Raw genomic sequence first — 24,941 nt, 5'->3', positions numbered from 1 at the left:
TATGAAATCACGCGAGCAGGAATATCGGGAAATCTACATGGCCGAGGCGCTGGAAGCCTACGACGGAATGAGCCGGCACATCAGTGAGCTGGAACGTAACCCGCAGGACCAGCAGGCGCTGAACGAACTGTTTCGGCTCATGCACAACCTCAAGTCCAACTCGCGGGCTATGGGGTTTGTGCAGATTGGAGAGGTGGCCCACAACATGGAAACCATCTTCGGTCTTATTCGCAGCAAAGACCGGGAATTCAGTGGTAGCCTGGCAACGGTGCTGTTCATGGGCGTAGACGTGCTGGGCGCCATGATCCGGGCCGTGGAAGACGAGTCGACCATGCCCGACAGCGCAGCGTTGCTGGACAACCTGGATCGGCTGGTGAATGGCGAAGAGCCCATCCTGGAAGAAGAAGAGCAGGACGATGAGGACGCCAACCGCAAGCTGGAACTCTCTGACCTGGTTTATATCCAGATCAAGAAGCTGGACCATCTGCTCAATCTGGTGGGAGAGCTGATAATTGACCGGGACCGAATTCTGACTTTGAGCCAGGAAATCGGGCATCCGGCGTTGCAGACCACGGCCGCGCACCTGTTCCGCATCACCGACGAGCTGCAGTATTCCGTGATGGATGCCCGCCTCGTTAATGTAGGCTCGCTGCTGAACAAATTTCCGCGGGTGGTGCGCGACGTGGCCACGGCTGAGAAAAAGCAGGTGGAACTCACGCTTAGCGGCCAGGATATCCAGATTGACCGCAACATTCTGCAGATCATCACCGATGCACTGTTGCACTTGGTGCGCAATGCCATCGGGCACGGCCTGGAAACCCCCGCCGACCGGGAGAAAGCCGGCAAGCCGGCGCAGGGCAACCTGGTGCTTTCGGCCCAGACGGAGCGCGACGACGTGCTGATTCAGGTGGCCGACGATGGCCGCGGAATTGACGTGGAGAGCGTACGCCGCAAGGCTGTAGAGCGTGGCTTGGTGAGCAAAGAAGCGGCCCGCCACCTTGACGATGGCGCCGTACGAGCCTTCCTTTTCGAGCCCGGCTTTTCAATGGCCAAAGAAGTCACGGAAATTTCTGGTCGGGGCGTTGGCCTTGATGTAGTGAAATTGGCCATTGACTCGCTGGGCGGACAATTGCGCGTGGATTCTGTGCTAGGACAGGGCACTACGTTTACGCTCGTGCTGCCCACTTCCATTGCCGTGAAAGGCGCACTGCTCTTTGAGCTGGATGGCCGCAACTATGCCATTCCGCTTATGCACACCGACTCCGTGGTATCATTGATGCCGGATGTGCTGCACGTGGTAGGCGGCGTGCTGATGGCGCAGGTTCAGGGCGAAAACGTGCCGGTAGTAAGCCTGCGCCGCCTGTTGCACAACGGCGACGGCCCGCTGCCGCCAGCCAACCGCGCTGAGCTGGAAGGCCGCCAGGACATCATCATCATTGCCTACAACAACCGCAAACTGGGCCTGATCGTTGACCGGTTTCTGCGTCAGCAGAATATCGTCATCAAGCCCATGAGCAAACCCTTGGATACCATCGAATTGTTTGGCGGCGTCACCCTGCTCGGAAGCGGGCAGGTGTGTCTGGTGCTGGACGTTCCGGCTTTAACTCGTCTGTTTCTAGCCCGACGAGTCTGAAAATACGTAATGCTGATTCCGAAGCAGCCGCTCCGCGGTAAACTTTGGCCAACTGATTGAACCATATGGACTTGCACATGACAGAAATGGAGCGCGACGTCGTCCGTGAGATTCTGAACATAGGACTGGCCCGCGCTGCCGACTCGTTTGCGGTAATAGCTCAGGAAAAGGTATTGTTGGAAGTTCCCAGCCTCGATCTGATGCCCGGTAACGGCATCCTGGATATGGTGCGGGAGATTCAGAAAACCAACGTGCCCATTCTGTCTGACATTCGCGGCGACTTCAATGGCACCACGCTGATGTTCTTCTCTGGACAGCATGTGCAGCGTTTGTCCAAGGTGTGCCTGCGGATGAACACCCCGGCTTCGACCCAGATTGACGAGATGCAGGAGTCGTTGCTTCTGGAAATCAGCAATATCATCACCGGAGCGCTGGTTACGCAGCTGGCTAACATCTTGAAGGCGCAGATCTATGGCGCGCCACCATCGGCCCCGCGTGGCGATATGGCCGAAAGCCTGCACAACCTACTGGAGTCGCAGCCGCTGGTTCAGCCTATGATCTTCTCAGTCATCACCCAGTTCTCCGACAAGGAAAACTCGGTGGAGCTGCCACTGATGCTATTCTTTGACCGGCCTACGTTCGAAAAGATCTTGGAAATCATCCGCACCTACGATTTTCTGGGCGGTACGCCGGCTTAGCTGACGACTTTTCTGCCGCTTTGTAACCACTCTGTAGAGCGCCGTGCCGCGGCTCTTACGGAGTGGTTATTTATTTTCGCCCATCTTTTCCCTGTTTCCCCGATAGTATGGCCCAGCCGACTCCAACAAGTCTAGAGAAAAAACTTGCCGCCTTCGACCCTAACGCCCTCGGCGACGCGCAGGGCGGGGTGTATGGCCTGCCCTTCACCGTAGACGAAGCCCAGGTGGTGATAGTGCCCGTGCCGTGGGAAGTAACCGTGTCATACCGGGCCGGCACGGCCGAGGGGCCGGAGGCTATCCGTGACGCTTCGCTGCAGGTAGACCTCTACGACCCGGACCTGCCCGAGGCCTGGCGCATGGGCTTGGCCATGGAAGATAACGACGGGAAGGTAGCGGCCGAAAGCCAGGAGCTGCGCCCCCGTGCCGAAGCCTACATCGGCTGGCTGGAGGAAGGCGAGCCCGAAGCCGACCACGCCAAATACTCGACAGCCCCGGCCCACATCAACCAGCGCGGCGAGGCGCTGCTGCAATATCTCAAGCAGAAAACCGGGGCCTACCTCGACGCCGGCAAAGGCGTGGTGCTGCTCGGCGGCGACCACAGCACGCCGCTGGGCTACATGCACGCGCTGGCCGAGCGCCACGAGGAGTTCGGCATTCTGCAGATTGACGCGCATTGCGACCTGCGCCCCGCCTACGAAGGGTTTGAGTTTTCGCACGCTTCCATCATGTACAATGCCCTGAAACTGCCGCAGGTGAAGAAGCTGGTGCAGGTAGGCATCCGCGACCTGTGCCAGCAGGAAGCCGAGATGGTGGAGCAGAGCAAAGGCCGCATCACCATGTTCCACAACCGGTTTCTGAGCGACGAGCGGTTCGCCAAGAAGTCGTGGAAGAAGGTGTGCGGCAAGATTATCGCGCAGCTGCCCCAGAAAGTGTACCTGAGCTTCGACATCGACGGCCTCGACCCCAAGTTGTGCCCCGGCACCGGCACGCCCGTGCCCGGCGGCCTGGAGTTTGAGGAAGCCCTGTACCTGATTCGGGCGGTGGTGCGCTCGGGCCGCACCATCATCGGCTGCGACCTGAACGAGGTGGCTCCTGGCGACACCGAGTGGAACGCTATTGTGGGCGCCCGCCTGCTCTACAGCATGGCCAACTGGATGGGCGTGTCGCAGGGCCGCCTGCAGGACCGGGGCGCCGACAAGTAGCCGCGGCGCCGGCCGGAGCGTGGGAGGGAAGGGAAGTATAGCGCCGGGCTTATCCTTTTTGGCGACGGTGCGTACACCGACCAGATTTTCTCTCCTTCACTTCCCTAACTCCACACTTTTCCATGGTAGGTTTCATTCTCAAATTCCTGCTCACGGCCGTTATCACGTATGTGCTGGCCAACTTCCTGCCCGGTGCGCACATTGCTGGCTTCGGCGACGCCATTCTGCTAGTGATTGTGCTGGCTGTGCTCAACGCCGTGCTCAAGCCTATTCTCAAGCTGCTCGGCTTCCCGATTACGGTGCTCACGCTGGGCCTGTTCCTGCTGGTCATCAACGCGGCCATCGTCATGATTGCCGACGCCATGCTCTCGGGCTTCTCGGTGGATAATTTCCTGTACGCGCTACTCTTCAGCGTCGTGCTGTCCGTCGTGACGTCCATCGTGGACATGGTGGTAGACTAATGTCCGGCGCCTGTTAGCGTAGACAACCCCGGCTGCCTGTGCAGCCGGGGTTTTTTATGCCTCATCCTCACGCATAACCTTGATTTGCATGACCACTACCTTACTTACCGACGTGCGCCGGACGCTGGCAGCAGAAACTGCGCCGGCCGCTGCCCTCACGCAGGTACTGGAACTCGTTGGGCAGGCGCTGGCCGCCGACCGCTGCTTTCTGTACGTTCGCAACCCGGCAGCAGGCCGCGGCCGCATTGCGCTCTGCTGGCGCCGCCACGACGCCATTCCCAACCCCATCCACGACTGGCAGAACGACACCACCGACCTGCCGCAGGAAGACCCGCTGTTTCGGGCGGCACTGGCGGCCAAGGCCTCGGTGTTCGTGGAAGACGTGGAAACCGCGCCGCCCACGGTGCTCAACCGCGCCTTCGAGCACAAAACCTTCGGCCACCGGGCCCTCATTCACGCCCACATCACCGAGCACGGCCAACTGTGGGGCATCCTGCAGCCCTGCCTGTTCGGGCAGCCCCGCCCCTGGACTGCCGACGAGCGCGCCGCCATTGAGAGCATCCTGCCGCTGCTGGTGGTGCCCATCAAGACCTATATGCAGACCGTGACGACGAGCTGAGGGCCGCCGCCGGGTAGCCCAACGGTCAGGCTGCCCGGCGGCGGCGTTGCCGCCATACGCGCAGCATTGCCACGGCCAGCCCCAGCAGCGCAACCAGCGGCCAGTTGGCTACCACGCCCAGCACCAAGTTGGTGAGCAGCTGCCAGCCGCTGTAAAAGGATTCCAGCAGCCGGCTTCCAAACGACAGTACCGGCTGGTCGGGAGTGGGGCGCGCCAGTTCCTGGTAGTAGTTCAGCGTGATGGTGGAGTAGGCCACCTCGTTGTCGAGGGTGCGCAGGCGGCTTTCGGTGGCTTCAATGCTCTCCCGGATTTCGCCCATGTTTTCCTCGATTTCCAGAATGTCCGCCACTTTGCGCGCCTGGCCCAGCAGGGCCAGGTAGCGCTGCTCGAGTGCCCGCTTGGAGCGCAACCGCGCCGATATGTCGGCGTGCTGGGTGGTTACGTCGTCGGTGCTGAGCTCTTTGTGGCGGAGGGTGCCCAGGCGGTTGAGGCCGCCGAGCAGGGCCTCGAAGCGGGCCAGCGCCACCCGAAGCTTCACGTGGTGCCGCCACTGTTCGTCTTCGCGGGTTTCTGATATTTCCTCTGCGTAGGCCCCAAACGCGCGGATAAGGCTGTCCACCTGTTGGTTGGCTGCTGGCAGGTCGGCTACTTTGATCTGGACTTCGCCATGGTATACCAGCTTGCGGGTAGCGGCAGGCTTGGCCTCATTGGTGGCGGGGGTGCCCAGGCCGGGCGGTGGTGGAACGGATGCTTCGGGCGCTATTTCCAGCTTATCCACCGACTCCTCGTACTCAGCAGAGGAAGGAGACATCATCACGGCGGGCCGCGCTTCGCCGGCGGCTTCCACTTCTCCAGCCGGTTCGGCGGGGTGGTCGGCGCAAGAGGTTGCAAGCAATACAAACAGCAGCTGGACGAGTGGCCTGATACGCATAGCACGGAATGGAATAAGTGAAACAATCAACCTGCCCGCCGCCACTCCCGACCCTTCATCCGCCAAACGCTGCCGCTAACTGAAACAGTATAGCCGCTTTCAAATACACCTGAGCAAGCCAGCTGAAACGCAAAATGCCCGGCTGCCAAAGCGGCAACCGGGCATTTGTATGCAGGAAAATCAAACAGCCTATAGGCGGCGAATCTTGGCGCCGAGGGCCGTGAGGCGCTGGTCGATGTACTGGTAGCCGCGGTCAATCTGCTCCACGTTCTCAATCACGCTGCGACCTTCGGCGGAGAGGGCCGCAATCAGCAGGGCCACGCCGGCCCGGATGTCGGGGGAGGTCATGCTGATGCCGCGTAGCTTCTGGCGCTGGTCGAGGCCGATAACGGTGGCGCGGTGCGGGTCGCAGAGAATCACCTGCGCGCCCATGTCGATGAGCTTGTCGACGAAGAACAGGCGCGACTCGAACATCTTCTGGTGAATAAGCACCGTGCCTTTGGCCTGGGTGGCCACCACCAGCACAATGCTGAGCAAATCGGGCGTGAAGCCGGGCCAGGTGTGGTCGGAAACCGTCAGGATGGAGCCGTCGAGGTAGGTGGCAATTTCGTAGTGGTCCTGGGCCGGAATGTGGATGTCGTCGCCGCGGAACTCCAGCTTGATGCCCAGCTTGCGGAACGTGTCGGGGATGATGCCCAGCTCCGGAATCTGGCAGTCCTTGATGGTGATTTCCGAGCCCGTCATGGCCGCCAGACCAATGAAGGAGCCGATTTCAATCATGTCGGGCAGCATGCGGTGCTCGGTGCCGCCGAGGCTTTGCACGCCCTCAATGGTGAGCAGGTTGGAGCCGATGCCGTTGATTTTCGCGCCCATGCGCACCAGCATCTTGCACAGTTGCTGCAGATACGGCTCGCAGGCGGCGTTGTAGATGGTAGTGGTGCCCTGGGCCAGCGCGGCGGCCATCAGGATGTTGGCGGTGCCGGTTACGGAGGCCTCGTCCAGCATCATGTAGGCGCCGGTCAGGCCGTTTTCGGCCTTGATGCGGTAGAAGTCGGTGCCTTCCAGCGTGAGCTTGCCGCCCAGTTTCTCCAGGCCCAAAAAGTGCGTATCCATGGGACGCCGGCCGATTTTGTCGCCGCCGGGCTTGGGCAGCTGGCACTTGCCGAAGCGGGCCAGCATCGGGCCCAAAATCATCACCGAGCCGCGCAGCGCGCCAGCCTGGGCAATGAACTCGGGCGTATCGAGGTAGTCGAGGTTGACGGCGTCGGCCTGGAAACGGTAGGTGTCGGAGGCCAGCTTGCCCACTTTCACGCCCATGTCGCGTAGCAGTTCAATCAGCTTGTTGACGTCGCGGATGTCGGGGATGTTGGAAATCGTGACGGGCTCTGGCGTGAGCAGCACGGCGCAGAGGATTTGCAGGGCCTCGTTTTTTGCGCCCTGCGGCACGATTTCACCCTTCAGCGGATGCCCGCCAATTACTTCAAATGAAGCCATGTGTTATTGAGCTACCAGCCGTAAGCTACAGGCCGCAAGCTGATTGAAATGGTTGGAATAAAGAGAAACAAGCGGGTAGCTTGCGGCAGAGGTGTGCTTACTGCGGAGGCTGCTGCGGTTCTTGGCGGCCTTTTTTGCCGCCCCGGCGCTGCTTGTCGCGGCGGTTGCCGCCATTGCCACCACCGTTGCCGCCGCGGCGGCCTTCGCGCTCCTGGCGAGGCTGGGGCACAATGAACGGAGCCGGCCGGCCGCCGGCTACTGCCGGTGCAGCCGCCATTTCAAACAGGCTCTGCGCTTCCACGGTGGCCGGGTCCAGGGTGAGCTGGCCGCCGGACAGGTCCTTGAGGTGCTTCAGGATCGTGACGTCCTTGGCGTTTTCCTTGTTGTGCGAGCGGTACAGAAACTTCATCGTGCGGCCGATGGTGATGGTGGCCTGCTCGCGTTCTGTGGGGTCTTCCAGCGTCAGGGCCTTCTCTACCATCAGCTCCACGCCGCGGCCGTAGGCGCGCAGCTTGAGGTTTTTCTCGGGGTAGGCGAGGGGCTTGGGCTGCTGGTGCAGCTCTTTCAGGCCTTTCAGCTGGAAGGGCGCGTCAATGTCCAGGTCTTCGTCGGCCATCTCGTAGAGGTGGTTCCAGACTTTCTCCTGGGAGTTGGGCTGGTCGCGCAGGCTGGGCTGCAGCCGGAAAATCAGCTGCACGATCTGCGTGGCGCGGCGCGTACGCTCGGTCTTGTCTTCCACTTCGCGCAGGCCCTGGATGAGCTGGAAAGTGGTTTGGCCGTACTCACGCTGGAGCAGCTCGTGTTTATGTAAGATGGGAAGGGGCATTCTAAGAAAATAAGCGCCGGCGCAGGCCGGCGGCAGTGCAAAAATAGGAGGCTGTTGTTCCGGATTGTACCAGCAAAGCAGCGTTAGCCGGTGGGCAGGCACGCCTGGCGGCGGCGTGCGGCCCGGAACAACGGTTAGCCTAGCACGCGCAATTTCGCAAAACTCAGCAATAACGTCTTCTCGCCAACCTCGTCGAAGTTGATAATGGCTTTGGTGGAGCCCTGCACGGTTTCCAGCTTGGTTACCTGGCCAAAGCCGAACTTGGGATGCTCGACGCGCTGGCCGGTTTGCAGGTTGCTGGTGTCGGAAGGTACGAAATCGGCCGGTGCCACGTACTTGGTGGCGGCTGTCTTACGCGGCGCGGGCGGAATCAGGTTCGAGCGGCGCTCAAACACGTGCCCGAACGGCGACTCGCCCGGACCGGCGCGGTCGGGCCCGGGGCCGGCCGAATACTTGAAGTCGACAAACTTCGGGTCGATTTCGTCGAGGAAGCGGCTTTTCTCGCAGCTGCGCAGGTTGCCCCACTGGTAGCGGGAGGTGGCGTAGCTCAGGGTCAGCTTCTTCTCGGCCCGGGTGATGGCCACGTAGAACAGGCGGCGCTCCTCCTCCAGATCGGCCTTGGAGGTAATCATCATCTGGCTCGGAAACAGGTTTTCCTCCATGCCCACGATGTAGACGTTGCGGAACTCCAGGCCCTTAGCCGAGTGAATGGTCATCATGGTCACCTGCTCGCCCTCGGCCTGGGCGTCCTTGGTGTCGGCGTCGGTTACCAGGGCAATGTCCTGCAGGAAGGCGCCCAGCGTTTTTTCCTCGCGTTCGGGGTCTTCCACGAAAGCCTTCACGCCGTTCAATAGTTCCTGGATGTTCTCGTAGCGGCTCAGGCCCTCGATGCTCTTGTCGGCGTAGAGCTCCTCAATCATGCCCGAGTTCTTGGCAATGAACTTGGCCGCCTCGAAGGCATCATCCTTGGCCGCAATGGCCGTGTAGGCTTTGATTTTCTCGGCGAAGTCCACAATCGGGTTGGCGGCGCGGGCCGGCAGAAACTGGTCGGCGTTGGCCACCACTTCCCAGATGGTGTGGTTGCTTTCTTCGGCTGCGCTCAGGAGTTTGGCAATGGTGGTGTCGCCGATACCGCGCTTGGGGTAGTTGATGACGCGGCGCAACGCCTGCTCGTCGTTGGGGTTCACCGTGAGGCGCAGGTAGGCCACCAAGTCCTTGATTTCCTTGCGCTGGTAGAAGCTCAGGCCGCCGACAATCTTGTACTTGATGTTGAGCTTGCGCAACGATTCCTCCATGGCCCGGCTCTGGGCGTTGGTGCGGTACAGGATGGCAAAGTCGTCGTACGACAAGTGCTGGTTCATCTTGTCCTCGTAGATGCTCTGGGCCACCAGCTTGCCTTCCTCGTTGTCGGATGCGGCCTTCAGCACCTCAATCAGCGGGCCTTCCTCGTTGTCGGAAAACACGTCCTTGCGCAGCTGGGCCTGGTTGTTCTTGATAACCGAGTTGGCCGCCCACACGATGTTCTTGGTGGAGCGGTAGTTCTGCTCCAGCTTGAATACCTGTAGCTCCGGGTAATCCTTCTCGAAATTCAGAATGTTCTGAATATCGGCGCCCCGGAAGGCGTAGATGCTCTGCGCGTCGTCGCCGACCACGCAGATGTTGCGCTCCTTGGCGGCCAGCTTGCGCGCAATCAGGTACTGGGAGTAGTTGGTGTCCTGGTACTCGTCCACCATCACGTACCGGAACATGTTCTGGTACTTGTTCAGCACGTCGGGGTGGTCCTTGAACAACACGTTGGTCTGGTAAAGCAGATCGTCGAAGTCCATGGCCCCGGCCTTGAAGCAGCGGGCGGCGTATTGCTGGTAGATGGCGCCCAGCTTGGGCCGCAGCGCTGCCTCGTCGTCCTGCCGGATCACGGGGTCGTTGACGTATTGCTGCACCGAAATCAGCTTGTTCTTGGCCGACGAAATGCGGCTCAGCACCATGTTCGGCTTGTAGAGCTTGTCGTCGAGCTCCATTTCCTTCAGGATCTGGCCGATGAGGGTTTTGCTGTCCTGCGTGTCGTAGATGGTGAAGGAGCGGGGATAGCCCATCTTGTCGGCCTCGGAGCGCAGAATACGCGCGAAAATGCTGTGGAAGGTGCCCATCCACAGGTTTTTGGCCTCGGGGCCCACCACCTTCTCGATCCGGGCACGCATTTCCTTGGCGGCCTTGTTGGTGAAGGTGAGGGCCAGCACGTTGAACGGATTGACGCCCTGCTCCAGCAGGTTGGCAATGCGGTAGGTCAGCACCCGGGTTTTGCCCGAGCCCGCGCCGGCTATAATCATGCAGGGGCCTTCAATCTGCATGACGGCGGCGGCCTGCGAGGGGTTCAGTAAGGAATGATAATCGAGTCCCATGCGGTGTTGGCTAAGCATATTGGCTTGTTAGCAAAGGTACGGCATTGCAGCCGGGCCACGAAACAGGGTTATCTTTGTGTTTCCGATTTCCTGCCGTGGGCCCCGGCGGTTTTGCCGCCGACTGTTCTCCGGCCCACTGCAAAACCGTCGGCATGCGCTGCGGAACCCTACTACCATGATTCAGATCCAGAACACCCTGATTTCCGACGACGTTCGGGACAATTTCTTCGTCTGCAACCTCGAAGCCTGTAAGGGTGCCTGCTGCGTGGAAGGCGACCTGGGCGCGCCGCTCGAAGACGCCGAGCTGGCCATCCTGGAGCAGGAATACGCCGCCATCAAGCCCTTCCTCACCGAGGCCGGCCAGCAGGCCATCGAGGCCCAGGGCCTCTACATCAAAGACTGGGAAGGCGACTACAGCACCACCACCATCAACGACCGGGAGTGCGCCTACGCCCTCTACGACGAGCGGGGCATCCTAAAGTGCGGCATCGAGCAGGCCTACCTGGCTGGCGCCACCAGCTTCAAAAAGCCCATCAGCTGCCACCTGTATCCCATCCGCATCACCAAGTACGACGGCTTTGAGGCCCTCAACTACGACCGATGGAGCATCTGCTCGCCTGCCTGCAGCTTCGGCGCCAACCTGGGCGTGCGCGTCTACCAGTTCCTGAAAGAGCCCCTGATCCGCAAGTACGGCGAGGACTGGTACGGCGAGCTGGTGCACGAAATCGAGCACGGCAACCCTGCCGAATAAGCAAAAAAGGCCGGCTATACAGCCGGCCTTTTCTTTTACATGCTTTTCAGGTTACTAAAACCAGCTTACTGCCACGTTTCGGTGCGCGTCTGGCTGGTGCCGGTGGGCGTGAAGGTGCGGTTGGCGCCGCCTTCATAGAGCACGTTGCCGGCGGCATCCTTGCGGATGTACTTGTACTGCACGCTGGTGCCGCTGGTCAGGTTGATGGTGCCTTTCCACACGGGGTAGGTAGCGCCGCTGAGTTTGATGGCGTTGGCCGTGTTCCAGGCGCCGAGCTGGGCGGTGCTGCCCAGCACGTACACGTCCTGCCCCGATACGGTACCGCTGTACGTCACGTTAAACGATACGGCCGTGGTAGTGGTGGAGGGAGGCGTCGTGACGGTGCCGCCGGGCACCCACACCGAGTAGCTGCGGGCATTCACCGGGAAGTTGCCGGTGCCGTTGGCATCGGTGGTTACGGTGCCGGTGCGGTTGCCGGTCTTGTCGGTGAGGGTAGCGTTTTTGAAAGGCGTGGTCACCGTTTTGGTGCGGGCCGTGCTGCCGTCGTTGAGCAGCATCAGCAGGCCTTTGTGCGTGGCGTCGCCGGCGCGGGAGTACACGTACACGTCGGCGTCGTTGATGCTGGTGTACTCGGCGGCGGCCCCGTAGGCGTTGGCTTGGCGGATACCGTTCAGGGTCTTGATCTGGTTGCCGAGGCCGTAGTTGTAGTAGTCCTTGTAGAACACGCAGGGGTAGCCGTTGGCGCGGGTCAGGATGTAGGCGTAGGCCAGCATCTTCAGGTTGGTCACGGGCGAGTACAGGGCGCCGGGGTGGTCGGTATCGTGGTTATCCACGAAGCTCACCGACAGCGTGGGGTTGCTCTCGGTGAAACCGGCGAACTGCAGCCCACGCATGTCCCAGGCGCCGTTGCCGTTGCTCATATCCTGGAAGGTGTAGTGCAGCGGCACGTCGAAGAGGCTGGTGCGGCCCCCGGTGGCGGCGGCGTAGTTCTTCAGGTCCTGCAGGTTGCGGAACCAGGCCTCCGAAACGGCAAAGCGGCCGTTGGTTTTCACCGCGTCCAGCCACTGGTTCACGTAGGGCGTGTAGATGTGCTTGGTGGCATCGAGGCGGTAGCCGTCGAGGCTCATCTTGGTGGTAATCCAGTTGCCCCAGTTGATGGTCTCGGTCTGGTTGGCCGCGTTGTTGTTGTACTGGATTTCCGAGCCCAGCAGGTTGTCGTAGGCGTCGTTGTTGGCGTAGGGCTGGAAGTCCCAGCTTTTCCACTGGTACCAGCCGTTGTTAGGCGCCTGCTGCGTGCCGGTGAAGTTGTTGAAGGTCCACTTGTAGCTGCTGTAGGTGTTGCCGCGGCCGGGGAAGTTGAACTTGGTGTACACCAGGTTGCCGTTCACGTTTTCCTGGGCGTCGGCCCAGGTCATGTGGTTCATCACCATGTCCTCGTACACCTGCAGGCCCTGGCCCTTCATGGCCCCAATAGCGGTCTGCAGCTGCCCGAGGGTGCCATAGCGCGTGGCCACGGTGCCTTTCTGGTTGAACTCGCCCAGGTCGTAGCGGTCATACACGCCGTAGCCGACGTCGCTCTGGCTGCCGCCTTTGTAGGCCGGCGGGAGCCAAAGGGCAGTAATGCCGGCAGCCTTCAGCTCGGCGGCCCGGGAGCCCAGCACCTGCCACCAAGTGCCCTGCGTGCTGCTGATCGGCACATCCTAGTAGAAGGCCTGCATCATCACGCCATTGGTCACCACGGCACTCTGCGTGGCCGGGGCGGCGCTTGGGGCTGCCATGGGCTGCACCGCGTCTTTGTTGCAGGCTTGCGCAAGCAGTCCTGCGGCAGCCAGCCCCCAGAGGGCCAGCGCGTTCATTTTTCTCATAAAAGTGGGAGTTGGTTGTGGCAAGAAAGAACGAAGCAATACTACCTGATTTATGAGAATTATTCAATTGAGGAACATTGATTTTGCGTGTAGAATTTGGGCTAAAATATTGAATATGCTGTTTTTAGACGCTGATGGCACTTTTGTAAATGATGCACGCTGAGTGGCTTGCTTGTAATAATACTATATTGACCAAAGCTGGTGCTGTGTTGCTCCGTTTCGGATGGGCCGCACACGAAAACGCCCGGCTTGCAAAGCAAACCGGGCGTTGAAACGAAAACCGTAAGCTGGTTGAGGTTACAGCTCCGTGAAGTCGAAAGAGGTTTCCAGAAACTTTGTGGTGAAGTTGCCGGCCTTGAAATCGGCGTTGTCCATCAGCTTGAGGTGGAACGGAATCGTCGTTTTCACGCCTTCCACCACAAACTCGCTAAGAGCGCGCTTCATCTTTACGATGCACTCCTCCCGGGTCTGGGCCACGGTGATGAGCTTGGCAATCATCGAGTCGTAGTTGGACGGAATCTGGTAGCCGGCATACACGTGCGTGTCTACGCGCACGCCGTGGCCGCCGGGGATGTGCAGGGTCGTGATTTTGCCCGGCGACGGCCGGAAATCCTTGCTTGGGTCCTCGGCGTTGATGCGGCACTCCATGGCGTGCATCTTGGGGGCGTAGTTGTTGCCCGAAATCGGGATGCCCGCCGCCACCTTGATCTGCTCCTTGATCAGGTCGTAGTTGATAACCTCTTCCGTCACGGGATGCTCCACCTGAATGCGGGTGTTCATCTCCATGAAGTAGAAGTTACGGTCCTTATCGACCAGGAACTCGATGGTGCCCACACCTTCATAGCCGATAGCGGCAGCGCCGGCAATGGCGGCTGCGCCCATCCGCTCGCGCAGATCGTCGGTCATGAACGGTGAAGGTGCTTCTTCTACCAGCTTCTGGTGGCGGCGCTGAATGCTGCAGTCGCGCTCCGACAGGTGGCACACGTGGCCGAACTGGTCGCCGCAGATCTGGATTTCGATGTGGCGGGGCTCCACCACAAACTTCTCCAGATACATGCCGTCGTTGCCGAAGGCGGCCTTGGACTCGGTGCGGGCGTCGTTCCAGGCTTTCTCGAACTCGTCCTCGGAGTTGATGATGCGCATGCCGCGCCCACCGCCACCGGCCGTCGCCTTCAGAATGACGGGATACTTGATCTTGGCGGCAATCTTCTTGCCCTGCTCCACCGAGTCGAGCAAGCCCACCGAACCCGGAATGCAGGGTACGCCGGCCTTGATCATGGTGGCTTTGGCCGAAGCCTTGTCGCCCATCTGGTTGATCATCTCGGGCGAGGCCCCGATGAACTTGATGCCGTTTTCGTGGCACACGCGCGAGAATTCGGCGTTTTCGCTCAGGAAGCCATAACCCGGGTGAATGGCGTCGGCGTTGGTGATTTCGGCGGCGGCAATCAGCGTCGGGATGCTCAGGTAGCTCTGCGACGAAGCCGGTGGGCCAATGCACACGGCCTCATCGGCAAAGCGCACATGCAGGCTTTCCTTGTCGGCGGTAGAGTACACGGCCACCGTCTTGATGCCCATCTCCTTGCAGGTGCGGATAATGCGCAAGGCAATTTCGCCCCGGTTGGCAATCAGTATTTTTTTGAACACGAGTTCAGTATTGAGTGGTGAGTATTAAGTAGTGAGTAATGAGCAATAGCCACTTCATGATTTCTGGAGGTACCCAGTCTCACTACTTAGTACTCACTACTCCATACCAAAAATTACATCGGCTCAATCAGGAACAGCGGCTGGTCATATTCCACTGGCGAGGCGTTTTCCACCAGAGCTTTTACCACGCGGCCGCTCTGCTCGGCTTCAATTTCGTTGAAGAGCTTCATGGCCTCAATGATGCAAATCACCTGACCTTTCTCCACTAAGTCACCAACCTGAATAAAGGCTGGCGTCTCGGGGCTGCTGCTGCGGTAGAACGTGCCAATCATCGGGGATTTCAGCGGTACCATGTTGGCGGCTTCGGCCGGAGCCGCGGCGGCCGGGGCCGGAGCTGCTGCTGCCGCCGCAACCGGGGCTGCTGGGGTCGGAGCCGCTACGGCGGCCGGAGCTGCCTGGGGCGCTGGGGCTGCTACGCTCATCACCTGGCGGGTGTTGGGCTCGCGCTGAACCGAGATTTTAAATTCCTCGGTTTCGATGTTGACTTTATTCAGTCCCGACTTGGCGATGAAGTCGATGAGGTCCTGGAGTTCTTTGGCTTTCATGGAGGAAGGCTTGAGTGGCTGCTTACTTGACTCTTTCGACATAGGAGTAGTCGCTGGTCTTGATGCGGATTTTGGTGTCAGTATCAATGAACAGCGGCACCTGAATGCGGGCGCCGGTTTCCACGATGGCCGGCTTGAGCGTGTTGGTAGCGGTGTCGCCTTTCAGGCCGGGCTCGGTGTAGGTCACTACCAGCTCCACGGTGGTCGGCAGCTCGGCCGTGAGGGGCTGCTCGGTTTCGGCGTGGAACAGGATGGTGGCCACCTGGCCTTCCTTCATGATGTCGGCGAAGGGCACCATGGCCTCGGGCAGCACTACTTGCTCAAACGACTCGTTGTCCATGAACGTGTAGCCGTAGTCGTCTTTGTAGAGGTACTGGTGCGGGCGCTGCTCTACGCGGGCCGTTTCCACTTTCACGCCAGCATTGAACGTGTTGTCGATGACGCGGCCGGTTTTGATGTTGCGGAGCTTGGTGCGCACGAAGGCCGGGCCTTTGCCGGGCTTCACGTGCTGAAATTCGGTGATGACGTGCAATTCGCCGTTGTAGTTCAGAACGAGCCCGTTGCGAAAGTCTGCAGTGGTTGCCATGGGTGGGAATTAAGAATTAGGAATCAAGCATCAAGAAGTAAGCACTATCCTTTGGCTGGCAATCTGTCTGAAAGCAACGAGCCACTGGTTAATTTTTACTTCTAAAGTCTTAATTGAAAAAAGAAGTGCCGTCCCGGCAGTGGTGGCGGGGCGGCACGACGGGAGTGCAAGTATAGAGGTTTTCCGTTTTCGCGCCGCTATGCCTGGGCGGCGTTTGGATCGGGTTTGGGGTCGTAGGCCCACTTCAGGTAGATGGAGCCCCACGTGAAGCCCCCGCCGAAAGCGGCCAGCACGAGGTTGTCGCCGCGGCGCAGCTGCTGCTCATAGTCGGCCAGGCACAGCGGAATCGTGCCGTTGGTGGTGTTGCCGTAGCGGTGGATGTTGAGCATCACCTTCTCCGGCCCCACGCCCATGCGGTTGGCGGTGGCATCGATGATACGCTTGTTGGCCTGGTGCGGTACCAGCCACGCCACCTCCTCGTTGGTGAGGTGGTTGCGCTCCATCACCTGAGCCGCTACGTTGGCCATGTTCGTTACGGCGAACTTGAACACCGTAGCGCCTTCCTGATACACGAAATGCTCGCGGTTGGCCACGGTTTCGGAAGAAGGCGGGCGGCGGCTGCCACCGGCTTTCTGGTGCAGGTACTGCTCGCCGTTGCCGTCGGAGCGAAGCACCTGGTCGAGTACGCCGAAGCCCTCGGTGTTGGGTTCAAGCAGCACGGCACCGGCGCCATCCCCAAAGATGATGCAGTTGGCGCGGTCGGTGTAGTCGATGATGGACGACATCTTGTCGGCGCCCACCACCACTACCTTCTGGTAGGTGCCGGTCTGGATGTACTGGGCGCCGGTGGCCAGCGCAAACAGGAAGCCCGAGCAGGCGGCCTGCATATCAAAGCTGAACGCCTTGGTGGTACCCACGGCAGCCGAAATAATGTTGGCCGTGGCCGGAAACACCAGGTCCGGGGTGGTGGTCGAGCAGATCAGCAGATCAATGTCCTCGGCTTTGGTGCCCGTTTTCTCCAGCAGTTGCTGCACTGCCTTGATGGCCATCACCGAAGTGCCCTGGTTTTCGCCTTTCAGGATGCGACGCTCCTTAATGCCCGTCCGGGTGGTAATCCACTCGTCGGTTGTATCTACCAGCTTCTCGAGTTCGTGGTTGGTAAGCACGTAATCGGGCACGTAAGAGCCCACTCCGGTAATTGCAGCGGTTATTTTCATTGAAGAAAGGTCGGGGGCGCGGCAAGAAAAAATCCGGCCGGGGCCGGACTTAGTCGCTAGGACTTGAAAGTGTTTTTTATCTGGTCGGAGATGCCGGAATGTGCCATCTGGTAGCCTTGCAGCAGCATGTTGCAGATAGCCAGCGGCGTGCTAACCCCGTGCCCGATGATGGCATTGTCGTTGATGCCCAAAATAGGGGAGCCACCGACGGCTTCGTAGTTGAACTTGTCGAAGAACGGATCCTGCATCTTTTTGTCGGCCATGATGTCGTAGATGGACTCGGCCATCTTCAGCATCACATTGCCGGTGTAGCCGTCGCAGACGATGACGTCGGCCTTATCGTTGAACAGGTCGCGGCCTTCGATATTGCCGATGAAGTGAATATGAGGGTTCACTTTCAGCAGCTGATGAGCGGCCTGCGTGATAGAAGTGCCTTTGCCTTCTTCTTCACCCAGGTTCATCAGCCCAACCTTGGGCTTGTCGATGCCCAGCACGTATTGCGCGTAGAGGGAGCCCAGTTCGCCGAATTGCTCCAGCATTTCGGGTTTGCACTCAGCGTTGGCGCCCACATCCAGCAGAATACCCAGGCCGCCGTGCAGCTTGGGTACGAAGTTGGCAATGGCCGGGCGCATGACGCCCGGAACCGGCTTCACGCTGAACATGGCCCCCACAAGCATAGCGCCCGTGTTGCCAGCCGAGCAGAAGGCCTCAATCTGGCCCTCGTGCAGCATACGGTAGCCGACGGCAATGCTGGAATCCTGCTTCTGCTGGTAGGCTTTGGCCGGATGCTCGCCCATTTCAATAATCTGCGAGGCCGGCACCAACTCCAGTTCAGCAGCTGCCGCGCCATGCTTTTCCAGCAGCGGACGAACAGCATCTTCCTGGCCGATTAGCACAATCCGGGCTTTGCCAGCCAGCTGTTGAGCAGCCAGCACAGCACCGTCAACAGCTGCCTGGGGCGCAAAATCGCCCCCCATAGCGTCCAGGGCTATCTTCATGTACGGGGTATCAAAGAGGAGTCTGGGAGAGAAACCCGCAGCTAACTCCCGGGCCCCGCCCTGCGCCTAAAAAGCGCAGAGCGGGGCCACTAATAGGGGAGTAGCCGCAGGAAAAGCGGCGACGCGACTATTCTTCGTCGTTGTCGGAGGCGGCAGCCGGAGCAGCTACGGGAGCGTAGTCCTTGATGGCAACTTTGCCGTGCAGGTACAGGTCGCCGTCCACTACATAGGCCTTGTGGCGCAGGTGCAACTCGCCGGTGGTGGCGCAGAGGCTTACAGCTTTCGGGGTCAGTTTGTCGTGCGAGCGACGCTTGTCGCGGGTGGCGGAGGAGGTCCGGCGTTTAGGATGAGCCATGGTACAGTTAAAAAAGAAAAGTTGAAATCAGGAAAAAGGGCTAAGCCGGGGCTTAGTTGAGGTTGCGCAGGGCATTCCAGCGCGGGTCAATATCGTCGTCGCCGTCGTCATCCCCATCCGAGTCGCCGTCCTGGCGGGTGGTGAAGATGAGTTTGGTGGCAGAGTCGGGGTCTTCGTCGGGCTCGTTCTGGAAGCGCGGGTGCAGCTTCTTCATGGGCAGCGCCAGCCCGATGTAGTCGAACAGGTGCTGGGCCAGGGGCAGCGTCTGGGTGTCGGCCGTAATCTGCAGCACGTTGTCGTCGAGCTCCACTTCCCGGTCGCCGTAGCGCACGAGCAGCTGCTCCTGCGTGTCGATTTCCTGGTCGTAGTCGTCGAGGCTCCGGTCGCAGACCTGGCGCACGGTGCCCTTGATGTCGAAATCGAGGGTCAGCAGGCGGTCGGTTTTGTGCAGCGTCACTTCGGCGTGCACGGTCCCGTCGGGAATGAGCTGCTGGTCGAACTGCTCGAAAAAGGCACGGTCGAGCTCAAACGCAAAATGGTGCGTTTTGTCGGCCAGCTTGGCAATATTCAAGTCGTATTGCGAGTCCTTCTTCACGGTTTAGTAGGTAGCAGGGGGCAAAAGTAACAAGTTTTCCCCGTTTTGTAAAAGCAGATAGTGCTGTTTGGCGGGCGGTCAGGCGTATTTCAGGATGAAATCGGGCGGGATACCGAGCCGCTCATAGAGGCGCTTGGCCAGGTCGAGCGTGACGCGCCGCTTGCCGCTGAGAATCTGGGAGAGGCGCCCGGCGGGCACTTCCAGCAGCTGCGCCAAGTCCTTCTGCTTGAGCCGCATCTGCTGGCGCTTCAGCTCAATCATTTCAGCCAGCGAGGTGGGCAGGTTCGGAATCGGCAGCAGGCCCAGCTTGCCTTCGTAGGCATCGAGGGCCGCAATCAGCTCCCGTAGCTCGGCTTCCAGGGCCGCGTTGCCTTCCACGCCGGCGGCCACCAAGGCGTCGAGGCGACGCAGGGCGGTACGGTAATCAGGCGGAGTGAGAAGCAGCATCAGGAAGTAGTACGGGAACCGGAATCTGGGTAATGATGCTGCAAAGCTACGGCGCGTGTTTCGAAAGGCCAAACAAAATTTCGATTTTGAAAAGAATGTTTCAATAAGGAAACGAAAAAGCCGCCCGGCCAATGAGGGCCAGGGCGGCTTTTTGGATGTCGTTATGCGGTTCGCCTCACCTCCGGCCCCCTCTCCGGAAAGGAGAGAGCCAGATGATAAAGCTGATTCTTCTTTAAACGACTTGGTATAAACCAGGAAGCTGCCTACTCGTGGCGGCCGCCGCGCAGGGGCGGACCGGGCACCAGCGGCTTGATACCGGCCAGCAGCTGGCGCTGGCGCACCAGCTCGCAGGCCATGTACAGCGCCTCCCGGAACGACGTTTCGTCGGCCTTGAACTGCCCGGCCAGGCCGTAGGCGGTGCCGTGGTCGGGAGAGGTGCGGATGACGGGCAGGCCGGCCGTGAAGTTTACACCCCGCTCGAAGGCCAGGGTTTTGAACGGAATCAGGCCCTGGTCGTGGTACAGGGAAAGGGTGGCGTCGAACTGGCGGTACTGGCCGGTGCCGAAGTAGCCATCAGCAGGGTAGGGGCCATACACGAGGTGGCCGTCGTGGAGCAGCTGCTGCACCACGGGCGTCACGACATCGCGCTCCTCGGTGCCGAGCAGGCCGTTTTCGCCGGCGTGGGGGTTGAGGCCCAGCACGGCCACGCGCGGCTTCTCAATGCCGAAATCCTGCTTCAGCGACTTGAGCAGAATGCGCAGTTTGGTATTGAGCAGCTCCTTGGTGACGCGGCCAGGCACGTCCTTGAGCGGGATGTGGCCGGTGGCGGTGGCCACGCGCAGCTCGTCGGCGGCCAGCAGCATCAGGCTCTCTTTGGTGTCGAAGAAAGCCGTCAGGAACTCGGTGTGTCCGGGGTAGCGGAAGTCGTCGGCCTGGGTGTTTTCCTTGCTGATGGGCGCCGTAACGAGGGCGTCGAGCAGGCCGGCTTTCAGGTCGCGGGCGGCGGCGAGCAGACTCTGGCGGGCGGCGGTGCCGCTGGCGGTGCTGGGCTGGCCGGGCGTGAGGTGGAAGTCGTCTTCCCAGCACGTTACGGCGTTGTGCTTGCCAGGCGCAATGTCGGCGGCTTCGCGCACCTGCCGGAACGTGAGGGGCTCGCCATCGGCGGGCACCGGAAAGTCGTCGAAGAGCACCGTGGCGGTGCCGTACACGACCGGCGTGCAGAACTTGAGCAGGCGCTGGTCGAGGAAGGTTTTATAGATGATTTCCGGGCCGATACCGGCAAGGTCGCCAACGGAAATACCAATGCGTGGAAGCATGATTTTAGGGCTTGGGGATTGAGGGGGCTTTGAACGTCATGCAGAGGCGCAGCCGAAGCATCTCGCTAGTGTAGTGCTTACCATACTAGCGAGATGCTTCGCTACGCCTTCGGGTCCGCTCTGCATGACGGCCTTTTACAGGACGTTCTTAGGCCTTGCCTTTCAGGAACTCATACGTGAGGCGCACGGCGGTGCCGGTGCCGCCTTTGCCGCGGTAGGAGTCGGGGGCAGTGAGGAAGGCGGGGGCGGCAATGTCGAAGTGCACCCAAGGGTAGCCGTCGGTGAAGCGCTCCAGGAACTTGCCGGCGGAAATGGCGCCGGCTTCGGCCTTGCCGATGTTGTTGATGTCGGCAATGTCGGACTTGATGTGGTCGGCGTACTCATCCCAGAGCGGAAACTCCACCAGCCGCTCGTGGGTGGCGTGGCCGGCCTTTTTCAGGGCGCTGAGCGTGTCTTCGTCGGCGGTGCCCATGCACACGATGCCTTCCTTGCCGATGGCGCGGGCGGCCGAACCGGTGAGCGTGGCAAAGTCGAGCACCAGCTCGGGGTCGTACTTTTTGGCGAAGGCCAGGGCGTCGCCGAGCAGCAGACGGCCTTCGGCGTCGGTGTTCATCACCTCCACCGTGAGGCCGCTGTACATGGTGATGACGTCGCCGGGGGCGAAGGCGAGGCCGCCAGGGCGGTTGTCGGTGGCCGGCACGAGGCCGATAACGTGCAGCGGCACCTGGTTTTTGGCCAAGGCATAGAGCGTGCCCACCACGGCGGCACCGCCGGCCATGTCGCACTTCATCATGTCCATGCTGGCGGGCGTAGGCTTGAGGCTCAGGCCGCCGGTATCGAACACCACGCCTTTGCCCACCAGCACGTAGGGCTTCTTATTAGTAGCGCCTTCCGGCTTGTACTCCATGATGGTGAACGTGGGCGGCTCGGGGCTGCCCTGGTTGACGGCCAGCAGGCCACCCATGCGCAGGGCCTCAATCCGCACCAGATCCAGGATTTCGGTGTGGAAGCCAGCCTCTTCGCCAGCCGCAGCCATGCGCTCGGCAAACTGCAGGGCGTTGAGCTTGTTGAGGGGCGCGTTTACCAGGTCGCGGGCCAGGAATACGCCTTCCAGCACGTGCTGCAGCTCCTGCACCCGCTCGGCGCTGAGGTTTGGGCCCACCAGCGTTACGCTTTCCAGCGGGGCCGCCTGGCGGGATTTCTCGTCGGTCTTGTAGCCTTCAAACTGATAGGCCGTGAGGGCCAGACCCTCGGCCAGCGGCAGCGTGCCGCCGTCGGTCAGGTCCTGAATGAACAGGTTGCGCACTTTGTCGGCCTTGAGCTGGGCGTGCAGCTGGTGGCCGCTTTTGCGCAGGGCTTCGGCGGCCAAGGCCGGCGTCCTTTTGTCGGCGGCCACCACGTAGTAGTGGTGGTGGGCGTAGTGGTTGATGCGGATCAGCTTGTTGTCGGCGGCCAGCTGGTCGGCCACGTACTGGCGGGCCGGCTCGGAGAGGTCGGCAGCGGCGGCTACGGGCAGCTCGGTGGTGCCGGCCGGCAGGATAAACGCGGTATCGGCCGAGGCGGAGAAATCGGCAGCGTAACGAAGGAGCAGCGACATAGAAACAGGGAATTTAGAGCGGAACAAACCAGAAAAGCACGTCAGCGCCGGATTCAGCAAGCGGGACCGTACCTTTGCGGCCGTGAAGGTAGGCCTTTTGTAGAAGTGAGATAATGAAGTGAGGCGGTGACAAGCTGCAGGCAGCCGGCGGCGTTTTGATTCCGCCAGCTTCCCGGGCCTTTGCTGTATTCCTCGCTCTATTTGCCCACGACCGTATTGCTCCGTCACCTGTCACCTCATTCCTCCCGACTGCATGGATTCCGTTAAAGCCAAAAAACACCTGGGTCAGCACTTTCTGGCCGATGCCAACATTGCCCGCAAGATTGTGGAGGCGCTGCGCCTGCCCGACGGCGTGCAGGAAGTGCTGGAAATCGGGCCGGGAATGGGCGTGCTGACCGGCACGCTGCTGCAGCATGCGGAGTACCGCACATCGGTGGTGGAAATCGACCGGGAGTCGGTGGCATATCTGGGCAAGCACTTTCCGGCGCTGGAAGGCCGCATCCACAGCCAGGATTTCCTGAAGATGAACCTGGCCACGCTCTATCCGGGCCAGCCGATCAGCATCATCGGCAACTTTCCTTACAACATCAGCAGCCAGATTTACTTCCAGATTCTGGCCCACCGCCAGCAGGTGCGTGAGAGCGTGGGCATGATTCAGAAAGAAGTGGCCGACCGCCTGGCCGAAGGGCCGGGCTCGAAGACCTACGGTATCCTGAGCGTACTGCTGCAGGCGTTCTACACCATCGAGTACCTGTTCACGGTGCCGCCGCACGTGTTCAACCCGCCACCCAAGGTGCAGTCGGCCGTTATCCGGCTCACGCGCAACGCCACCGAGAAGCTGGACTGCGACGAGGTGCTGTTCTTTAAAGTGGTGAAACAGGCTTTTTCTACGCGCCGCAAAACGCTCCGCAACGCCCTCAAGCCCTTCGGCATGCCCGCCGAAGCCACCACCGACCCCATCTTCGACAAGCGCGCCGAGCAGCTCAGCGTCGCCGATTTCGTGGGTCTGACGCAGCTGGTGGAGCGCGAGCGGCAGGCGTAGCCAAGGATACCTTGCCGGCGTCAGACAGGCTTGAGGCAGCCGGCTGGTTTCAGTCATTTACCACCTTTTTTATCTACCCTGCTCTCCAATGAAAAAACTACTTCTAGCTGGCGCATTCTTGCTATGCATACTTACAATGGCGGCCATCGGGCCCTGGTTTTCTGGTAAAATAGTGTATCGCAACTCGTTTGCTACGCTGGCAGGCCAGGACATTACCGACAAGCTAGGCCCGGTGCTTGGTTACGAAAACCTGTATTATATCAGTGGCAATAACTACAAGTCGTATACCGATAAAAAGCAGTTGCTACAGTTGTATAAAGGCGATACCAACCTGTCTACTTTTTTTCTAAATGGCAAGGGCACAATAACAAATGCAGATAAAGGCGGCTCTGATGTTGTAGTTAAACATCTAAAGGAAACGGCTGTAATTGCTGGATATGAGTGCCAGACGTTGCAGGTAGACTCCGATGGGAATTCCATCGTCTATTACTTTTCGCCGAAACTGCGTGTAGACCCAGAACATTACGCCAAACACCAGATGGGTAACTGGTACACGTATCTGAAAGCCAGCAACGGTGCTTTGCCACTGAAATTCGTGTTTGCTGGCCGTACAGAAGGGTACACGATGACGTGTGAAGCCACATCTGTGGAGGCAATGTCGTTGGCAGCCGGTGAGTTTGAAGAGTCGGCGCCGGCTCGATAGGAATTTACAACTATGTCCCTCTGCCTCGTCATCGACGAAATGCACCCCAGCCTGCCCGACCTGATGCAGGAAATCGGGGTGACGCTGCACTACCGGCCCGACCTGAGCGTGGCCGAAGTGCCCGCCGCGTTGGCCGCCCATCCCTACGAGGGCATGATGGTGCGCTCCAAGCTGCGCGTAACGGCCGAGCTGCTCGGCCACGGCCCGCAGCTGCGCTACGTGGCCCGCGCCGGCGCCGGCGTCGATAACATCGACGAGGCGGCGCTGACGGCGACGGGCGTTACGCTGCTCAACGCGCCCGAAGGCAACCGCGACGCGGTGGGCGAATATGCCGTAGGGCTGCTGCTGGCGCTGTTTCGCAACATTGCCCGCGCCGACCACGAGGTGCGGGCCGGGCAGTGGCGCCGCGAGGCCAACCGGGGCGAGGAAATTGGGGGCAAGACCATTGGCCTGCTCGGCTACGGTCACATGGGCCGGGCCTTTGCGCGCCGCCTGCAGGCGTTTGGCTGCACGGTGCTGGCCCACGACCACGACCCGGCCGTGCTGCCTGACGCCCACGCCACACTGGTGAGCTTAGCCGAGCTGCAGGACCGGGCCGAGGTGCTGAGCTTGCACATTCCGTACTCGGCGGCCAACCACCACTTTGTGAACGAGGAGCTGCTGGCGGGTTTCCGCAACGCCATCTGGCTGCTCAACACGGCCCGTGGTGAGGTGCTCGACCACGCGGCGCTGGTGCAGCGCCTGCAAACCGGCCAGGTGCGCGGCGCCGGCCTCGACGTGCTGGAAAACGAGAAGCTCACGACCCTGAACGCCGGGCAGCAGGCCCGGTTTGCGTACCTGGCGGCGGCGCCCAACGTCGTGCTTTCGCCGCACGTGGGCGGCTGGAGCTACCAGAGCTACCAGCGCATCAACGAGGTGCTGGCGGGCAAAATTGCGGCCTTTTTAGGTCGCTAGGCT

Annotated in this window: 25 protein-coding genes; 9 read left to right on the top strand and 16 right to left on the bottom strand. The window is 60.5% G+C overall.

The genetic code is table 11. From position 1 onward, the window contains the following. Position 1 precedes the first annotated feature (1 nt). From N008_RS19310 to N008_RS19290, 5 genes are all read left to right on the top strand, one after another. Entirely contained in the window at positions 2-1,633 is a 1,632-nt protein-coding gene (locus tag N008_RS19310) for a chemotaxis protein CheA (RefSeq protein ID WP_044017928.1), read from the top strand. 77 nt (positions 1,634-1,710) lie between these two features. Further along, entirely contained in the window at positions 1,711-2,331 is a 621-nt protein-coding gene (locus N008_RS19305) for a chemotaxis protein CheC (RefSeq protein WP_044017927.1), read from the top strand. Positions 2,332-2,438: 107 nt separating this feature from the next. Next, positions 2,439-3,533, top strand: a complete 1,095-nt coding sequence (locus N008_RS19300) for an agmatinase family protein (protein WP_044017926.1) — start codon at positions 2,439-2,441, stop codon at positions 3,531-3,533. Positions 3,534-3,655: 122 nt separating this feature from the next. After that, positions 3,656-3,994 (top strand): phage holin family protein, encoded by a 339-nt coding sequence (locus tag N008_RS19295; protein ID WP_044017925.1) that lies wholly within the window; start codon positions 3,656-3,658, stop codon positions 3,992-3,994. A gap of 88 nt (positions 3,995-4,082) precedes the next feature. Next, positions 4,083-4,613, top strand: coding sequence for a GAF domain-containing protein (locus N008_RS19290; protein WP_044017924.1), 531 nt, complete (start codon positions 4,083-4,085; stop codon positions 4,611-4,613). A gap of 25 nt (positions 4,614-4,638) precedes the next feature. On the opposite strand, the gene N008_RS19285 is transcribed toward N008_RS19290, so the two are convergent. The 4 genes from N008_RS19285 to N008_RS19270 all read right to left on the bottom strand — a co-directional run bounded on the left by N008_RS19285 (position 4,639) and on the right by N008_RS19270 (position 10,281). Next, entirely contained in the window at positions 4,639-5,508 is an 870-nt protein-coding gene (locus N008_RS19285; protein WP_197062905.1) for a DUF4349 domain-containing protein, read from the bottom strand. Between the two features lie 225 nt (positions 5,509-5,733). Next, positions 5,734-7,038, bottom strand: a complete 1,305-nt coding sequence (murA, locus tag N008_RS19280; protein ID WP_044017922.1) for a UDP-N-acetylglucosamine 1-carboxyvinyltransferase — start codon at positions 7,036-7,038, stop codon at positions 5,734-5,736. A 97-nt stretch (positions 7,039-7,135) separates the two neighbouring features. Further along, the gene (locus N008_RS19275) at positions 7,136-7,864 is read right to left on the bottom strand and encodes a DUF4290 domain-containing protein (RefSeq protein WP_052381763.1); all 729 of its coding nucleotides are present in this window, start codon (positions 7,862-7,864) and stop codon (positions 7,136-7,138) included. Positions 7,865-7,998: 134 nt separating this feature from the next. Next, positions 7,999-10,281, bottom strand: coding sequence for an ATP-dependent helicase (locus N008_RS19270; RefSeq protein WP_410471193.1), 2,283 nt, complete (start codon positions 10,279-10,281; stop codon positions 7,999-8,001). 157 nt (positions 10,282-10,438) lie between these two features. Between N008_RS19270 and N008_RS19265 the strand changes: the two genes are divergently transcribed. After that, positions 10,439-11,014, top strand: a complete 576-nt coding sequence (locus N008_RS19265; RefSeq protein ID WP_044017920.1) for a DUF3109 family protein — start codon at positions 10,439-10,441, stop codon at positions 11,012-11,014. Between the two features lie 65 nt (positions 11,015-11,079). Here the strand turns inward: N008_RS19265 and N008_RS19260 are convergent, their stop codons facing one another. The 12 genes from N008_RS19260 to N008_RS19210 form a co-directional block, all read right to left on the bottom strand. Next, positions 11,080-12,711, bottom strand: a complete 1,632-nt coding sequence (locus N008_RS19260; protein ID WP_052381762.1) for an alpha-amylase domain-containing protein — start codon at positions 12,709-12,711, stop codon at positions 11,080-11,082. Between the two features lie 3 nt (positions 12,712-12,714). Further along, positions 12,715-12,879: a hypothetical protein gene (locus N008_RS23910; protein WP_231569750.1), complete on the bottom strand. Its 165-nt coding sequence runs from the start codon at positions 12,877-12,879 to the stop codon at positions 12,715-12,717. A 297-nt stretch (positions 12,880-13,176) separates the two neighbouring features. Then, entirely contained in the window at positions 13,177-14,523 is a 1,347-nt protein-coding gene (gene accC / locus N008_RS19255; RefSeq protein WP_044017919.1) for an acetyl-CoA carboxylase biotin carboxylase subunit, read from the bottom strand. A gap of 113 nt (positions 14,524-14,636) precedes the next feature. Beyond that, positions 14,637-15,128, bottom strand: a complete 492-nt coding sequence (accB, locus tag N008_RS19250) for an acetyl-CoA carboxylase biotin carboxyl carrier protein (RefSeq protein WP_044017918.1) — start codon at positions 15,126-15,128, stop codon at positions 14,637-14,639. 22 nt (positions 15,129-15,150) lie between these two features. After that, positions 15,151-15,714 (bottom strand): elongation factor P, encoded by a 564-nt coding sequence (efp, locus tag N008_RS19245; RefSeq protein ID WP_044017917.1) that lies wholly within the window; start codon positions 15,712-15,714, stop codon positions 15,151-15,153. 197 nt (positions 15,715-15,911) lie between these two features. Further along, entirely contained in the window at positions 15,912-16,931 is a 1,020-nt protein-coding gene (locus tag N008_RS19240) for a beta-ketoacyl-ACP synthase III (RefSeq protein ID WP_044017916.1), read from the bottom strand. A 56-nt stretch (positions 16,932-16,987) separates the two neighbouring features. Then, positions 16,988-17,929 carry a phosphate acyltransferase PlsX gene (gene plsX, locus N008_RS19235; RefSeq protein WP_044017915.1) on the bottom strand — a complete coding sequence of 314 codons (942 nt, stop codon included), beginning with the start codon at positions 17,927-17,929 and terminating at the stop codon, positions 16,988-16,990. Positions 17,930-18,056: 127 nt separating this feature from the next. Continuing rightward, complete coding sequence (gene rpmF, locus N008_RS19230; protein ID WP_044017914.1) at positions 18,057-18,284, bottom strand: 50S ribosomal protein L32; 228 nt, start codon at positions 18,282-18,284, stop codon at positions 18,057-18,059. 52 nt (positions 18,285-18,336) lie between these two features. Next, on the bottom strand, positions 18,337-18,879 hold the full coding sequence (locus N008_RS19225) for a YceD family protein (protein WP_044017913.1): 543 nt from the start codon (positions 18,877-18,879) through the stop codon (positions 18,337-18,339). A 78-nt stretch (positions 18,880-18,957) separates the two neighbouring features. Continuing rightward, the gene (locus N008_RS19220) at positions 18,958-19,326 is read right to left on the bottom strand and encodes a helix-turn-helix domain-containing protein (protein ID WP_044017912.1); all 369 of its coding nucleotides are present in this window, start codon (positions 19,324-19,326) and stop codon (positions 18,958-18,960) included. 263 nt (positions 19,327-19,589) lie between these two features. Next, positions 19,590-20,642: a 4-hydroxythreonine-4-phosphate dehydrogenase PdxA gene (pdxA, locus tag N008_RS19215; protein ID WP_044017911.1), complete on the bottom strand. Its 1,053-nt coding sequence runs from the start codon at positions 20,640-20,642 to the stop codon at positions 19,590-19,592. A gap of 148 nt (positions 20,643-20,790) precedes the next feature. Next, entirely contained in the window at positions 20,791-22,239 is a 1,449-nt protein-coding gene (locus N008_RS19210; protein WP_044017910.1) for a leucyl aminopeptidase family protein, read from the bottom strand. Positions 22,240-22,492: 253 nt separating this feature from the next. On the opposite strand from N008_RS19210, the gene rsmA reads away from it, so the two are divergent. The 3 genes from rsmA (at position 22,493) to N008_RS19195 (ending at position 24,938) form a co-directional block, all read left to right on the top strand. Then, positions 22,493-23,281, top strand: coding sequence for a 16S rRNA (adenine(1518)-N(6)/adenine(1519)-N(6))-dimethyltransferase RsmA (gene rsmA, locus N008_RS19205; RefSeq protein ID WP_044017909.1), 789 nt, complete (start codon positions 22,493-22,495; stop codon positions 23,279-23,281). Between the two features lie 88 nt (positions 23,282-23,369). After that, positions 23,370-23,984: a hypothetical protein gene (locus N008_RS19200; protein ID WP_044017908.1), complete on the top strand. Its 615-nt coding sequence runs from the start codon at positions 23,370-23,372 to the stop codon at positions 23,982-23,984. A 12-nt stretch (positions 23,985-23,996) separates the two neighbouring features. Beyond that, the gene (locus N008_RS19195; RefSeq protein ID WP_044017907.1) at positions 23,997-24,938 is read left to right on the top strand and encodes an NAD(P)-dependent oxidoreductase; all 942 of its coding nucleotides are present in this window, start codon (positions 23,997-23,999) and stop codon (positions 24,936-24,938) included. Positions 24,939-24,941 lie beyond the last annotated feature (3 nt).

The organism is Hymenobacter sp. APR13, from assembly GCF_000737515.1.
GTDB lineage: Bacteria > Bacteroidota > Bacteroidia > Cytophagales > Hymenobacteraceae > Hymenobacter.
The sequence above is the reverse complement of the archived record's forward strand: the minus strand, read 5'-3'. Positions and strand labels throughout refer to the sequence as shown.

Excerpts from the sequence above, each read along its gene's own strand:
- N008_RS19310 (WP_044017928.1), top strand. The coding sequence starts at position 2 with ATGAAATCACGCGAGCAGGAATATCGGGAAATCTACATGGCCGAGGCG.
- N008_RS19305 (WP_044017927.1), top strand. The coding sequence starts at position 1,711 with ATGACAGAAATGGAGCGCGACGTCGTCCGTGAGATTCTGAACATAGGA.
- N008_RS19300 (WP_044017926.1), top strand. The coding sequence starts at position 2,439 with ATGGCCCAGCCGACTCCAACAAGTCTAGAGAAAAAACTTGCCGCCTTC.
- N008_RS19295 (WP_044017925.1), top strand. The coding sequence starts at position 3,656 with ATGGTAGGTTTCATTCTCAAATTCCTGCTCACGGCCGTTATCACGTAT.
- N008_RS19290 (WP_044017924.1), top strand. The coding sequence starts at position 4,083 with ATGACCACTACCTTACTTACCGACGTGCGCCGGACGCTGGCAGCAGAA.
- murA (WP_044017922.1), bottom strand. The coding sequence starts at position 7,038 with ATGGCTTCATTTGAAGTAATTGGCGGGCATCCGCTGAAGGGTGAAATC.
- N008_RS19275 (WP_052381763.1), bottom strand. The coding sequence starts at position 7,864 with ATGCCCCTTCCCATCTTACATAAACACGAGCTGCTCCAGCGTGAGTAC.
- N008_RS19270 (WP_410471193.1), bottom strand. The coding sequence starts at position 10,281 with ATGCTTAGCCAACACCGCATGGGACTCGATTATCATTCCTTACTGAAC.
- N008_RS19265 (WP_044017920.1), top strand. The coding sequence starts at position 10,439 with ATGATTCAGATCCAGAACACCCTGATTTCCGACGACGTTCGGGACAAT.
- N008_RS23910 (WP_231569750.1), bottom strand. The coding sequence starts at position 12,879 with ATGAGAAAAATGAACGCGCTGGCCCTCTGGGGGCTGGCTGCCGCAGGA.
- accB (WP_044017918.1), bottom strand. The coding sequence starts at position 15,128 with ATGAAAGCCAAAGAACTCCAGGACCTCATCGACTTCATCGCCAAGTCG.
- efp (WP_044017917.1), bottom strand. The coding sequence starts at position 15,714 with ATGGCAACCACTGCAGACTTTCGCAACGGGCTCGTTCTGAACTACAAC.
- N008_RS19240 (WP_044017916.1), bottom strand. The coding sequence starts at position 16,931 with ATGAAAATAACCGCTGCAATTACCGGAGTGGGCTCTTACGTGCCCGAT.
- plsX (WP_044017915.1), bottom strand. The coding sequence starts at position 17,929 with ATGAAGATAGCCCTGGACGCTATGGGGGGCGATTTTGCGCCCCAGGCA.
- rpmF (WP_044017914.1), bottom strand. The coding sequence starts at position 18,284 with ATGGCTCATCCTAAACGCCGGACCTCCTCCGCCACCCGCGACAAGCGT.
- N008_RS19220 (WP_044017912.1), bottom strand. The coding sequence starts at position 19,326 with ATGCTGCTTCTCACTCCGCCTGATTACCGTACCGCCCTGCGTCGCCTC.
- pdxA (WP_044017911.1), bottom strand. The coding sequence starts at position 20,642 with ATGCTTCCACGCATTGGTATTTCCGTTGGCGACCTTGCCGGTATCGGC.
- N008_RS19210 (WP_044017910.1), bottom strand. The coding sequence starts at position 22,239 with ATGTCGCTGCTCCTTCGTTACGCTGCCGATTTCTCCGCCTCGGCCGAT.
- rsmA (WP_044017909.1), top strand. The coding sequence starts at position 22,493 with ATGGATTCCGTTAAAGCCAAAAAACACCTGGGTCAGCACTTTCTGGCC.
- N008_RS19200 (WP_044017908.1), top strand. The coding sequence starts at position 23,370 with ATGAAAAAACTACTTCTAGCTGGCGCATTCTTGCTATGCATACTTACA.
- N008_RS19195 (WP_044017907.1), top strand. The coding sequence starts at position 23,997 with ATGTCCCTCTGCCTCGTCATCGACGAAATGCACCCCAGCCTGCCCGAC.